This is a genomic window from Vibrio sp. 10N, assembly GCF_036245475.1.
Taxonomy (GTDB): Bacteria; Pseudomonadota; Gammaproteobacteria; order Enterobacterales; family Vibrionaceae; genus Vibrio.
Genome location: NZ_BTPM01000001.1, coordinates 1172748 through 1186588 on the forward strand (window position 1 = coordinate 1172748; position 13841 = coordinate 1186588).

12 protein-coding genes and 1 riboswitch are annotated in these 13841 nt (G+C 45.4%); of the genes, 6 read left to right on the forward strand and 6 right to left on the reverse strand.

Annotated features, from left to right (window positions below; all coding sequences use genetic code 11):
- Positions 1-401: 401 nt before the first annotated feature.
- The 3 genes from glgC (at position 402) to AAA946_RS05605 (ending at position 4024) form a co-directional block, all read left to right on the forward strand.
- Positions 402-1619 (forward strand): glucose-1-phosphate adenylyltransferase, encoded by a 1218-nt coding sequence (glgC, locus tag AAA946_RS05595; protein ID WP_445206060.1) that lies wholly within the window; start codon positions 402-404, stop codon positions 1617-1619.
- A gap of 1 nt (position 1620) precedes the next feature.
- Positions 1621-3078, forward strand: coding sequence for a glycogen synthase GlgA (gene glgA / locus AAA946_RS05600; protein WP_338163973.1), 1458 nt, complete (start codon positions 1621-1623; stop codon positions 3076-3078).
- Between the two features lie 148 nt (positions 3079-3226).
- Entirely contained in the window at positions 3227-4024 is a 798-nt protein-coding gene (locus AAA946_RS05605; protein WP_112462002.1) for an alpha/beta fold hydrolase, read from the forward strand.
- Here the strand turns inward: AAA946_RS05605 and AAA946_RS05610 are convergent.
- The 5 genes from AAA946_RS05610 to torD form a co-directional block, all read right to left on the reverse strand.
- Positions 4005-4337 (reverse strand): DUF2007 domain-containing protein, encoded by a 333-nt coding sequence (locus AAA946_RS05610; RefSeq protein WP_338163974.1) that lies wholly within the window; start codon positions 4335-4337, stop codon positions 4005-4007. The two genes, AAA946_RS05605 and AAA946_RS05610, sit on opposite strands and share 20 nt — an antisense overlap.
- Positions 4338-5021 carry a TVP38/TMEM64 family protein gene (locus tag AAA946_RS05615; protein WP_338163975.1) on the reverse strand — a complete coding sequence of 228 codons (684 nt, stop codon included), beginning with the start codon at positions 5019-5021 and terminating at the stop codon, positions 4338-4340.
- 120 nt (positions 5022-5141) lie between these two features.
- Positions 5142-5732 (reverse strand): TfoX/Sxy family DNA transformation protein, encoded by a 591-nt coding sequence (locus tag AAA946_RS05620; protein WP_338163976.1) that lies wholly within the window; start codon positions 5730-5732, stop codon positions 5142-5144.
- A gap of 115 nt (positions 5733-5847) precedes the next feature.
- A riboswitch (cyclic di-GMP riboswitch) is annotated at positions 5848-5937 on the reverse strand.
- A gap of 179 nt (positions 5938-6116) precedes the next feature.
- Entirely contained in the window at positions 6117-7121 is a 1005-nt protein-coding gene (purR, locus tag AAA946_RS05625; RefSeq protein WP_338163977.1) for an HTH-type transcriptional repressor PurR, read from the reverse strand.
- 329 nt (positions 7122-7450) lie between these two features.
- On the reverse strand, positions 7451-8104 hold the full coding sequence (gene torD / locus AAA946_RS05630) for a molecular chaperone TorD (RefSeq protein WP_338163978.1): 654 nt from the start codon (positions 8102-8104) through the stop codon (positions 7451-7453).
- Between the two features lie 282 nt (positions 8105-8386).
- Between torD and torR the strand changes: the two genes are divergently transcribed.
- Both torR and AAA946_RS05640 read left to right on the forward strand, forming a co-directional pair.
- Positions 8387-9097, forward strand: coding sequence for a two-component system response regulator TorR (gene torR, locus AAA946_RS05635; protein ID WP_338163979.1), 711 nt, complete (start codon positions 8387-8389; stop codon positions 9095-9097).
- A gap of 395 nt (positions 9098-9492) precedes the next feature.
- Complete coding sequence (locus tag AAA946_RS05640) at positions 9493-11967, forward strand: Ig-like domain-containing protein (protein ID WP_445206093.1); 2475 nt, start codon at positions 9493-9495, stop codon at positions 11965-11967.
- Positions 11968-12031: 64 nt separating this feature from the next.
- Here the strand turns inward: AAA946_RS05640 and elyC are convergent, their stop codons facing one another.
- On the reverse strand, positions 12032-12940 hold the full coding sequence (gene elyC / locus AAA946_RS05645; RefSeq protein WP_338163981.1) for an envelope biogenesis factor ElyC: 909 nt from the start codon (positions 12938-12940) through the stop codon (positions 12032-12034).
- Positions 12941-13054: 114 nt separating this feature from the next.
- On the opposite strand from elyC, the gene cmoM reads away from it, so the two are divergent.
- Positions 13055-13837: a tRNA uridine 5-oxyacetic acid(34) methyltransferase CmoM gene (gene cmoM / locus AAA946_RS05650; RefSeq protein WP_338163982.1), complete on the forward strand. Its 783-nt coding sequence runs from the start codon at positions 13055-13057 to the stop codon at positions 13835-13837.
- Positions 13838-13841 lie beyond the last annotated feature (4 nt).

Consider the following 13841-nt stretch of genomic DNA (forward strand, 5'->3'; position numbering starts at 1 on the left):
CTCCTGATTTTTAGTAAGTTTTATCAATTCATCCAGTTTTGTAAAATCAATGTTAACTCTATGTGTTGAACGGGTGATCTCAGTATGGCATTCTGTGACGAAGTACAAGAGTTTCAATGCAATTGGGTTCAATGCTTAATATTGAGGGATAGTGCATTGTAATCTCCCTATAAAACGATAATTTAGTGAAAAACCATACGAAAGGTATGGAGCTAATAAGGCCAAAAAACAAGCAAAACAAGGCCTGTCAAACGAATTATATACAAGATTCAACGTTTGAATGATCGGTGTAGTAATCGACATTGTCATCCGTTAACAACGACGTTAGATACCCCCCAAAACAATAAGCGTTACTTACGTATCTAACACAATGGAAAGCTGAAATAAAAACGGAGAAATCAATGGCTGGTGTTTTAGGAATGATCCTTGCTGGTGGCGAAGGCTCTCGCCTACGTCCTCTTACGGAATCTCGCAGTAAGCCTGCAGTGCCTTTTGGAGGCAGTTACCGTCTTATCGACTTTGCGCTTAATAACTTTATTAATGCGGACTTGATGAGAATTTACGTTCTTACCCAATTTAAATCTCAATCTCTTTATCAACACATGCGAAAGGGCTGGAATCTGACCGGTATTACCGACAGATTTATCGACCCGATTCCCGCTCAGATGCGTGATGGTAAGCGTTGGTATGAAGGTACTGCGGACGCGATTTATCAAAATGTTCGCTTTATTGAACTTGCTAACCCTGAACACGTTTGTATTTTCGGCTCTGACCATATCTACAAAATGGACATTCGTCAGATGTTAGATTTCCACAAGCGTACAGAAGCGAAACTTACGGTATCTGCGCTTCGTATGCCACTGGCTGAAGCATCGGAGTTTGGTGTTATCGAAGTGGACGAAAATGGCAAAATGATCGGCTTTGAAGAAAAACCAGCAAACCCTAAATCGATTCCAGGTCACCCTGACATGGCGCTTGTATCTATGGGTAACTACATTTTCGAAGCAGAGAGTTTGTGTAATGAGCTTCGCATCGATGCAGAGAATGAAAATTCAAGCCATGACTTCGGTAAAGACATCATTCCTAAGATGTTCCCAGAAGGTGAAGTCTATGTTTATGATTTCTCGACGAACAAAATCAGCGGCGAGAAAGCGACAACCTATTGGCGCGATGTAGGTACCATTGATTCTTACTGGGCGGCGCATATGGATCTACTCCATGAAGACCCTGAGTTCTCGCTTTATAACCGTAAGTGGCCTCTGCATACTTATTACCCGCCTTTGCCACCTGCGACTTTCGTTGATGCAGAGCACCAAAAAATCAAAGTGACTGACAGCTTAATTGCTGGTGGTAGTTACGTTCGTGGTTCTTCTATCTACAAATCGGTACTGGGTTTTAGAAGTAATATTGCTGCTGGTTCTGTAGTGAGTGAATCTGTTATTCTAGGTGACGTTAAGATTGGTGCGGGTTGTACCATCAAGCGCGCAATCATTGACAAAAATGTTGAAATTGCCCCTGGAACAGTGATCGGTGAGGATCTCGAGCTAGACGCGAAGCGTTTCCATGTGTCTCCAGGTGGCATTGTTGTCATCAAAAAAGGGACAAAAGTTGGATTCTAGAATGAGAAACATAGACGTATGGTTTCCAGTTTCAGAAGTTCAAGGGCTGATTAAAAGTGGAGGCTTGGCGGATGTCGCCAAGGCTCTGCCGAAAGCGCTCCAAGAACTTGGCAAGGAGGTAGCGATCACGCTACCAGGCTATCAAAAATTACCTAATAAGGATCAGTATGAGTTTGTTCTTGCGACTGAGCTGGAGCACTGGCCTCATACCCCTTATCAAGTCAAAAAAACCTATCTCGATGGGGTCGAAGTGTATGTGATCGAGTGCGATCGTTATTTCGATCGTGCCGAGCTATACGCTGAGCACAACCGAGCTTATGCCGACAACGGCGAACGTTTCGGTTTCTTTGCTGCGGCGAGTTTGGATGTGTTACCAAAGCTTGGCATTAAGCCGGCGGTGGTCCATGCCAACGATTGGCATACCGGACTCATCCCATTCCTGCTCAAAACACGCTACGCCGAAGACGCGCGCTTTCAGGGTACGAAGTCAGTGCTCACGGTTCACAATGCCATCTTCAAAGGTATTTTCTCATACAGCCAGCTAGAAATTATTCCTGAGCTGCATCTTTCTGGGATGGAGTTCTTGCAATATGGTGACGGTTGGGTGAGCACATTACGTGCCGGTATTGCCTTCGCGGATAAAATCAATGCAGTGAGCCCAAATTATGCTGCTGAGTTGGTGACGCCACTTGGCTCGCATGGTCTCGTTGATGACTTTGTACACCGCTCCAAAGACTTGCATGGCATCGTAAATGGCTGTGATTATACAGAGTGGAATCCAACACATGATGAGTTTTTGCCGGTCAATTATGGCGACGAACTAGAGAGCATGCTGTCGGGCAAGCTGGCCTCCAAAACTGCGCTGCAACAAGAACTTGGCTTACCTGAGCGTAATATTCCTATGGTGGGGATGGTATGTCGTTTAACCCATCAAAAGGGTTTCCATTACATCTTGCCTATTCTGGATAAGTTCTTAAAGAATGACGTTCAAGTGGTCATTATTGGTACTGGCGAGCCACAAATTGCTTCTCATCTCAATGATCTTGGTGAAGAGTTCTCGGATAAGCTTAAGTTTGTTGAAGCATACAGCAACCGCTTTGCTCACCTTGTTGAAGCGGGCTCAGATTTCTTTTTGATGCCATCGGAATTTGAAGCGTGTGGCCTCAATCAGATCTACAGCATGGCCTACGGCACACTGCCTATTGTACGTAAGGTAGGGGGGCTTAAAGATACGGTCATAGACTTTGATGATGATCCGAGCAACGCAACAGGATTTGGTTTTGATGAACCTTGCCATGACGCGTTACTGATTGTTCTTCAACGTGCACTACTGTTTTATCTTCAGCACCCAGAGCAGATGCAGGAAATGCAGCTGCGTTCGATGCGTAAAGACTTTAGCTGGACTGAATCGGCAAAAGAATACATCAAGATGTACGACTTGGCGCTCAATGAGCAATAAGACTGATACAGAAAGCGGCGTTAGCCGCTTTTTTTCATTTTTGGCTACACTTATTAATCATTTTTACCAAAATTCGTGATAGTTTTTGACTGTCGCCAGGGGAATTATGGTAACGTATCGTTCATCTAGGTTTTGCGTATTGAGTACTATGTCAGAAAGTCTGTTATTCCATAAAACTTATCAGCATCCAACGAGCAACGAGTGGGTGGTTTTTGTGCATGGTGCAGGCGGCAGCTCAAATATCTGGTTCAAGCAAATCCGTGCTTACCGTGAGCACTTCAATCTGTTGTTTATTGATCTTCGTGGTCATGGCAAGTCAAATCAGTTTTTAAAAGACATCATGTCCAATAAGTACACCTTTAAAGAGGTAACCATGGACATAGTGCGCGTGCTGGATCATTTGAAAATTCAGTCAGCGCATTTTGTTGGCATGTCTTTAGGTACCATCATTGTTCGCAATATAGCTGAGCTCGCGCACTCAAGAGTTCGCTCTATGGTACTAGGCGGCGCTGTAACGCGTTTTAACACTCGTTCACAGATCTTGGTGAAGATAGGTAACTGGAGTAAGCACATGATTCCTTACATGTGGTTATACAGCCTATTTGCTTATATTGTGATGCCGCAGCCGGGTCAAAAAGAATCTCGTCACTTATTCGTTCGTGAAGCGAAAAAGCTGTGTCAGAAAGAGTTTAAGCGCTGGTATCAACTGACAACAGAAGTGAACCCACTTAATCGCTACTTCAAAGATCGTGAACTGCCAATTCCGACTTTGTATCTGATGGGTGATAAAGATTATATGTTTATCAAGCCGGTCAAAGAGATGGTGGCTGAACACAAGTCCAGCCGACTTTTAGAGATTAAAGATTGTGGTCACGTGTGCAACGTTGAAAGGCCAGATGAGTTCAATAAGCATTCGATAGATTTCATTAAGTCAGTGGCATCTTAATTGGTTTTGGGGTTTGACAGTTCCAGCAAACCTCAAATTGTCCCTCATTGAGTTCATCACATGCAAAGCAATGCCAATCAGCGTGATTGGCATTTTGAGTTTTTAACTCCCACTGCTTAATAATGGCTTTTGCCATCATGGATTGTTCGATGTCGAACAGCCAAACATAAGGCAGTGAACTTTCGTCAAAAGGCACTTCCCCCCTAAGTCCAAACACACCCTCACCGCGCACTTCACAGTGGATACCCTCTGAAGCCAGTTGTTGCTGCACGATGTGAGTCTCTGGTGGGTTATTGCCGATAAAAATCTTCATCTATTCTTGTACCTGCGGTGAGCGAGACAGTCGAGCCATGATCCATTTAGCGATGAGCGGGAACAAACCTAGCAGTGCAAATGACGCCAATACAGTTGGTGACACAATGCCAGAAAGGCTATCGATGTTGGCAAGTTGCGTACCTGCATTTAGGTAGACGGCAGTGCCAGGCAGCATACCAAGTTGGCTAACTAGGTAGTACTTTGATGCACGGATTGGTGTCAGACCCATCAATAGGTTAATCAAAAAGAACGGGAATACCGGGATGAGTCTGAGTGAGAATAGGTAAAAGGCGCCGTCTTTTTCCACACCTTTATTAATGGTGTCGAGTTTAGAACCAAATTTACTTTGCACCCAATCACGAAGCAGGAATCGGCTGCTCAAAAATGCCAATGTTGCACCAATAGTACTTGCGAAAGAAACCAGCAGTAGACTGGTCCAAAAACCAAACAAAGCAGCACCTAGTAAGGTGACAACGGCAGCGCCAGGGATCGAAAACGCAGTAATCGCGATGTAGGCAAAAAAGTAGGTGAGTGCAGCCGTTACAAAATTAGCATCGATGTACTCAGCGAGCGCGGCTTGCTGCGCTTTGGCGTTCTCGAGCGTGAGGTGTTGACCAAAATTAATGCCTAAAAATACGATGACGGCAACCAGTACCAGCCCCAATATCAGCTTCTTGCTCATGACGGTATCCTTTGAGATGTCTTAGTATTAGTTTAGTAGAAAGGAGCAGTGAACTTTTCCTTTCAACTAATACGAAAAAAATCAGCCATAAGGCTGATTTTTTCTCATTAAAACCAAAGGTTAGTTGATTGAGCTAGCGAGCTCTTCACGTTTGGTTTGCGGGATCACTGACCAATGAGTTCCGTTGATTGCACCTTCAAGTGCCCACAATAACTCCAGACCAACTGAGCTAGAATGGGTTCTTTGAATGGCTTTGAACGCTTCAACAGAGCCGTGCTGCTGCAAATCACCGACAGATTCAATACCGGCTTTTTTGAGCATACGCTCCGTTGCCAGACGTAAGTTAGGTAAATCTTTTAGTCGGTTTGGCTTTGCCTCAGACTGCTGCGCTTTTTCTGTTTTAGCAAATTCAAGCGCTTGTTTAGCGTGAACCAAGATAGCCTCTTGGTCTTGCCAACAATCTTCTGGTAATGCGAAGTATTTAGTGACGACAGGAAATCCACGCTTTTTGTAAACGTATGGTTTGTAACCCAGTTTCTTAAAGGTAGATATGGTCTTGCGGTCTGTTCTGATATGTAATTTGTTGTTCACTGCTAATGCAAACATCGTATCATCTACGAAGATGCCAAATCCGCCGAACATGGAGCGAGACTTTACTCTTCCAAGCTGAGCGAATAACTGCATTGAATCTTTTAGTATAGGATTATCCATGCTTATTCTTTTCTCGGTGTTATTGATTGTGTCACCAAAATCAGGTCCGAGAGTATAGCAAACGGGTGTCAGAGCTCTGTTAAGCCACTGCTATAACTGAGTCTTACCCCTTGCCATCGGCAACCCCGCTACCTATCAATTAAAAAATTGGTTTAGGCCGGAGGCTTTGCGTCCCACCCTTTCAGATGGTTTGCCCTGTGCGTGACACATATAGCATATAGGAAAACTATGTAAGTTATTGATTACTGTTTTTTCAAAATGTGACACTGGTTCAAATAATGGTTGACTATTTGTGCCTAGAGGTGAATAAAAAATTGACAGTGGGCAGGGAAAACTTTGAATAGAGATCAAAAAAAAGTGCCGAAATCGGCACTTTTGTCAGCATTAGGTAAGAGGTTTGACAGAGTCACGTTCTACAATTTCTGGGTGCATTTCGAAAATGCGTTTTTCGTGACCTTTATCTTTGATTCGTTCTAGTAGAATCTCAAAGGCATTTTTACCGACGCGTCGCTTCGGTTGGTGAACCGTTGTGAGCGGAGGTGAAAAGTATTCAGCCAGTTCGATATTGTCATAACCAATAACAGAAATGTCGTCAGGGACACGAACGCCAAGCTGCTGAAGGCGACTCATTAGTCCGAATGCCATTGTGTCATTAAAGCAAAATACTGCAGTGGGCCTTTCTTCCATTGCTGCAATTCGGTTCGCGGCGATTACAGCGGTATCACATTCAAAGTTACCTTCTAAAATGCGATCTTCTTTCATTTCGATACCGGCTTCCACCAGTGCACGCTTGTAACCAATGATGCGCTCTTGGCAGACAGCTTTCTCTAAGTGGCCACTTAGGCAAGCAATATCGGTATGACCTTTTTCAATCAAGAACTTAGTTGCTAGATAGCCACCTTCTTCCGAGTTATCGATGATCTTATCTGCTTGCGAGCTCTCTGGGCCCCAATCCATGATTACCTTAGGAATATCAGCATGGCGGTCAAGCATTTCAAGGAGCTCTTCGGTTAAGTCTGAGCACATCACCAAAATGCCATCAACACGCTTTTCGGCAAGCATGCGGATGTAGTCACGTTGCTTCTCGTAAACACCGCCTGTGTTACACAAAATGAGAGTATAGCCTTGGCGATAGCAGTAACTTTCCACACCATCGATGACTTCTGAGAAAAATAAGTTGGTCGACTGCGTAACCAGCATGCCAATGGTCTTGGTCGAGTTGCATTTCAAGCTACGAGCAACCGCACTTGGGGCGTAATTGAGCTCATTAACCGCCGCCATCACTTTTTCTTGTGTTGCTTCTGCAACAAAGCGAGTCTTATTAATTACATGGGATACTGTGGTCGTTGAAACGCCAGCAAGTCGGGCGACATCTTTAATGGTTGCCATAGTGATATCCTATTAGTCGCGGCTTATAGGTTTAACGTTGAATTAACGTTTGTGCCGCTTTCATTTTAGTGGTTCCAGCACTTTTGTGAAAATACGAATTTAAAGGCGGGAACCGGCAAGTGTATGCAAGCCAAGGCAAAGTTTGAGCGTATGGCTCAAAGTCGGCACCGGAAAGGGGCGTCTAATTGTAATGCCGTTGGGTGATTGCATTTAAACGGCGAATTGTAGTCGCAGCTTAGTGAGCTGGCAATCATTTATCCTAGAAATTTATAACTAAGGCGCAAAATTGACTCATAGAGAGCGGAAAACCCTTTTGCGCCACATGTTAGCTAGTCGTTTTCATCCAAAAGATAGGTAAGGTCGAGCTGACAGAAAGCGTGCAATAAACTTGCCGCAGCTGCGTAAAAACCAAATTCATCAAACTGTTGGCATTTTTGAACGAACTGAGGCAACCAGCTCATTAAATAGGTATTAATGAAGTCTGCTTGCTCGGTCATCGCGGTGTTCATGTGCGCTTCATTTTCCAGCTCGTTGGAGCGGATTATGAGATTGCCCAAAAAGTCGAGCTCAATTGCGAGATGGTCAGCGGGTTCATTCAGATCTTGATTAACGGCAACACCGTGCTTTGTCAGAAGGTCTGTCATGTCCTGTGCTGGTTGGTCATTAAGCAAGCCGGACTTACCAATATACATAGAGGCATAAGGCAGTGCGCCATGTTTATCGGACTTCAAAAAGAGATCGCAGAAGTCTGCTGAGAGCTCTAGCTGGGCATCTTCACGAACTTGTAAGCGATTTAGTGCATCGGTGAAAGTTTTTATCGGCTCAGAGAGGGATGGGTTTTCACCTAGGCCTGTTAGAAACGAACGTATCTCTGGGCTGTGATATTTGTTTAGCTCATCTTCGGTCAGCTCTGAAGCAAATAGGCTGGACAGCCACCAATAGATTTCCGCACGTTGTTCATTAAATGCTTTGATTTCTTGCATTTGTATCGTCTCCAAAAATGATACCTTCTATTCTAGCCAATAAAGATGAACAGCAATAACGGATAATATGAATAAATAAGTTAATTTATTAAAAAATATGATAAAAATTAATTTACGCGCCCAAATTGTACTTGGGTATTTGTTGCATATGGCGTTCGATGGTTTTGGTTGTCTTGAATCAAAAAAAAAGTAGGTTTGTGCTTATTGACGGCGGTGTAGACTAGAATTGTGAATGGTTATGAATAGAATGCCCCAGTCATTACAGATTGAGATAGTACCGATATGAAATATCACGTTTTGGTTGTAGAAGATGACGTAGTCACTCGCAGTAAGCTCGCTGGCTATTTCGAAAATGAAGGGTATTTGGTTAGTGAAGCCCAAGATGGCAATGAAATGCGTCAAGTTTTGCAAGAGTCGAGTATTGACCTAGTTATGCTTGATATTAACCTGCCAAAAGAAGACGGCCTAATGCTGACGAGAGAGCTGCGTAGTCAGTCTGATATTGGCATTATTCTCGTCACTGGTCGCACCGATAGTATTGACCGTATCGTTGGGCTTGAGATGGGCGCGGATGATTATGTAACTAAGCCTTTTGAGCTGCGTGAGCTGTTGGTTAGAGTTAAGAATTTACTATGGCGCATCTCATTGGCGCGCAAACAGCCGGTGCTAGAGCAGTCGGTTGAGAGTGAACACGTTATTCACTTTGGAGAATGGACGTTTGATAAACAACGACGTTCACTAACAAACAGTGGCGATCCGGTGAAACTGACTAAGGCGGAGTACGAGCTTCTCGTGGCGCTTTCCACCTACCCAAACCAAGTGCTCAGTCGTGAACGTATTTTGAATATGATCAGCCATCGCGTTGATGCGCCAAACGATCGAACGATTGATGTATTGATCCGTCGTATGAGAGCCAAAATGGAAGTGGATCCTAAGAATCCGCAAATTTTCATTACCGTCCATGGTGAAGGTTACATGTTCGCTGGCGACTAAGATTAATAGACAGTTAAAATCCTGTATTAGCTCCAGTTACCAAAAAGGTAACTGGAGCTGTTTTATGGGAGCAGGTTTACTTTCTTTAGTAACGAATTGCGGCGTTACCGATTAATTTTGTTAGGTGACTCGCGTAGCGTTTTCTTCCCTTTTAGGACTTCCAAGCTGCCCCTGTAGTTGAACTAATTTGAAATTGGCTGTTTCGATAATGGCAGGCTGATTGACAGCTGGCTTGTGTTATCGAGCTCAATTCAACCTCATTAAAACTTGGTTCAATAAAAGGAAGTTCTATGACCAATGTGATTTCTCTACCCAAGTCCCTGAACGGGGCACGGCGCGCTGCGCTACCCACTGCTATATTTTTGGCAGCAAGCTCTTTTTATACGGCACCCGCCATGGCAGTTCAGTGCAGCACTTTGTCGGTTTGGGACCCGGCTACGACTTACAATGGCGGCAACCAAGTTCAATGGCAGTCTGTTGCTTACAACGCAAATTGGTGGAATGTGAATGTTGATCCTCAGCAACACTCCGCGCCTTATCAAGAATGGTCGAAAGTAGGTGATTGTACCGACGGTGGTGCCAATGTCGCGCCGTCCGTTTCCATCACTTCCCCTGCTAACTACGCGCAGCTCGCTGTGGGAAATGTGGTCACCTTTTCGGCGACGGCAGGTGATGCCGATGGCACAGTTAACCAGGTGGTCTTTGCGTTAGACGGTGTGTCGATTGCAACGTTAACCAGTGCACCTTATACCACCGAGTGGCTAACCGAGCTGGGTAACTATCAGTTAACCGTGACCGCTACAGACGATGACGGGGCCGCGACAACCGTTTCTCAGCTGTTTAGTGTTGTTGATGTGACTAATCAGCCACCTAGTGTGACACTGCAAAGTTCGAGCTCTCAAATCAGTGTTGGAGAGTCGGTCACTTTGACGGCTTCGCCTCTGGATAGCGATGGCACCATTGCACAGGTTGATTTTGTGGTCAGCGGCGCTGTGGTTGACTCGTTGACCACGCCGCCATGGCAGTCGAACTGGAGTGCGGCTTCTGCTGGTGACTATGTTATCGAAGCTGTTGTGACGGATGACGCCGGAGCGAGTTCGCAATCGCCGGCGATAACGGTTACAGCAACAGCCGTGGCAGGTGGTAAATGTTCCGACGCTGCTGTGTATGTTGCAGGTAACAGTTATCAAACTGGACAGAATGTCACCAACAATGGCAGCTTGTATCAATGTTCGGTGGCTGGATGGTGTTCATCAGACTCGGCATGGGCGTATGAGCCTGGAGCTGGTCTTTACTGGCAAGATGCGTGGAACAGCCTTGGAGCTTGTGCAACCGCTCCAGAAATTACGCTGGTCTCGCCAAGTGAAGGTCAAACGGTATTGCTAGGTGCAGATGTAAACATTCAAGCTAGCATAAATGATGCTGATGGTACTGTTGTCAGTGCCGAAGCGAGCGTAAATGGCGCTTCATTGGGTCTAATTTCCACTGCGCCTTATCAGTGGATGTGGAATGCCATCGGCTCTGGAGAAACAACCGTTACGGTTGCGGCGACAGATAATGAGGGTAATACCAGTCAAGTTAAGCGTACTTTGTCGATAACTGACCAGCCTTTGGTTGCCGAGATCACGTCACCGACTTCAGGCGATGTTGTCGCGGTAGGCAAAGCGGTCACGGTGAATGCTGATGTCAGCGCGCTACAAAGTGATGTCACCAGTGCTGAGCTCTTCGTCAATGGCTTGTTAGTTGCGACGGATAACGCGGCCCCTTATCAATTTAGCTGGACACCAGCAGCGATAGGCTCTTATCAGCTCAGTGTGACTGGTAAAGATGCACAGGGTAACTCAGTATCTTCAACTAGCGCGACGGTATCAGCTAAATCAGTGGTGCAGCCTAGGCACAAACTGATCGGTTACTGGCATAACTTCGTTAATGGTGCGGGTTGTCCAATTCCACTTAATCAAATGTCGAAAGATTGGGACATCATTGATATCGCGTTTGCTGACAACGATCGCAACAGTACCGGCAGAGTCCATTTCAACCTCTACAATGGCGATATTCGCTCGAGTTGTGCGCCTATCGATCCTGTTCAGTTCAAGCAAGACATTAAGGCGCTGCAAGCGGAAGGGAAGATTTTTGTTTTGTCCCTTGGCGGTGCTGAGGGGACCATCACGCTCAATACGGACGCCGACGAAGCTGCTTTTGTAGAGAGTCTGACGGCCATCATTAAAGAGTGGGGATTTGATGGATTAGACGTCGACTACGAAAGCGGTTCGAATCTCGTCCATGGTAGCGAAATCCAAGCTCGCTTACCGCGTGCGCTAAAAGCGATTGAAGCCAACATTGGTGGCGACATGTATTTGACAATGGCTCCGGAGCACCCTTACGTTCAAGGCGGTATGGTGGCTTATTCTGGGATCTGGGGGGCCTATATTCCCCTTATCAATGAAGTGCGCGACACGCTCGATTTGTTGCATGTTCAGCTTTATAACAACGGTGGGCTTGCCAACCCTTATACCACAGGAGCCGCGCCTGAAGGGTCGGTGGATATGATGGTGGCGGCATCCCGAATGCTCACTGAAGGTTTTGAGCTTGCAGATGGTAGCCAGTTCTTGCCACTTCGAGATGACCAAGTTGCTATTGGGTTGCCATCAGGCCCAAGCAGTGCAAACTCAGGGCAAGCACCCATTGCCAATATTGAAGCTGCGTTAGATTGTATGATTTCAATCACTCGCTGTGACACTGTGGTACCGGCGAAGACTTCACCGAACTTTGGAGGTGTGATGACCTGGTCGATCAACTGGGATCAGCATGATGGTTTCAATTTCTCCGTGCCGGTGAAAGCAAAGCTTGATCAGTTGAACGCACGATAACTTCACTGAGCAATAAAACGAAAAAGAGCCTCATATGTGAGGCTCTTTTTTGTTGCGATTGACTCTATTGAGAGCTGGGGCCATTACTGGATTGCTCAGGATCTTCATTTGGCGCCAGTTGCTGCTCTAACTCTTGTTGGTCAAGTTGAGTGGGTTTTGATTGCTCTGGCTCAAACTCCGATACTGAAAATGACAGATCTTGCATGCTTTCGTTCGCGACCCAATCGCGTAAACGTTGCCATAGTGAGCCCAGTGTTTCGTACCAGTAGCGCTCGGTTTGTTCAAGATAACGAGCTTGTGGCGTATAGCGATGCCAAGCTTGTTCAACATTTTCATGTGCTAAAAAGTTTGTTGGTGCCGGGTAAGGCTTGAGCCCGGCAGCCTCAAACTCATACATTGCTCGCTGCATATGACTGGCCGATGTCACCAAAACCAGCTTTTTGCTTTGCACAAACGCCGATGCTTGTCTTGCTTCTTCCCAAGTATCTTTTGCAGCTTCAAGCAAAATAATATCGGGTTTGGCTACTCCAAGCGCGAGCGCTACTTTTGCCATGACTCTAGCGTGACTGACATCAGTGCCACCTGCATAGCCAGATAAAATCAGTTTACTTCCTGGATACATGCGCATGACGCGAATGCCTTCGGTTAAGCGCATCAAAGAAGTACGAGATAACTCTGACGTTGGAGGAATATCGTCATCGACCACGTGGCCGCCGCCAAGTACCATAACATAGTCAATAGATTCATTAATCGGTAAAAAGGCGCTGTACTGACGCTCAAGCGGCATCAATAAACGACTAGAGAGCGGCTGGAATGCAATAAGAAATGTCCCACACAGCGATACGAGAACCAACAAGCTGCCAAACTTACGTCTTGCGGTAAACATGATAAGAAGCAATCCCAAAAAGCCAAGGATTAGCATAGCGGGTAAAGGCATTAGTAATGCAGACACCAGCTTTTTCAGCTCAAACATAGAATAATAGTCCGAAAAAACACCACTTAACGCTAAAAAAGGGAGTTGCCCCTTTATTCCTGTCACTTATATGACAGAATAGCTGTACGACTGGTTATCTTAACTCAATAAACCGTGATGCAAGACCGTAATTTCGACGATATCGCCCACAAATTTGCAAAAAATATTTACGGCTCCGAGAAGGGAGAAATCCGCCAAACTATTGTTTGGGAAGATTTAACCCAGGCTCTTGCCGAGCTGGATGATACTAAAAAAGCGCTAAAAGTATTAGATGCTGGTGGTGGATTAGGTCAAGTTTCGCAGCGGATTGCTGAACGCGGCCATCATATCACCTTGTGTGACCTTTCTTCTGAAATGCTCAAATTAGCCAAAGCAGAGGTTGAAAAAAACGGGTTACTCTCGCAATATCGCTGGATCCACAGTCCAGTGCAGCGTATTGCTGAGCACATGGAACAACAGGTTGATCTCACTTTGTTCCATGCAGTGATGGAATGGCTAGCAGACCCTAGGCCTGCACTTGAAGCCGTGTTACAGCAAGTGAAACCTGGCGGTATCGCTTCTGTCATGTTTTACAATCATCATGGGTTGGTATTTAAGAATGTCATTTGTGGCAACATTCCTCATGTATTGGATGGGATGCCACATAGAAAAAGATTTAAGCTTCAACCACAAAAAGGGTTGAAGCCTGAGGATGTGTATCAGTGGATTGAAGAGTCTGGGTTTGAAATTTGTGGCAAATCTGGCATTCGCTCATTCAGTGATTACATTGGCAATATGCAATACATGGGAGATTACACCGCTGAGGATGTTCTAAAACTGGAACAACAGCTGTGTCGCCAAGAGCCTTATCTCTCCATGGGTCGATACATTCATGTATGGGCTAGGAAAAAACAATAACAGG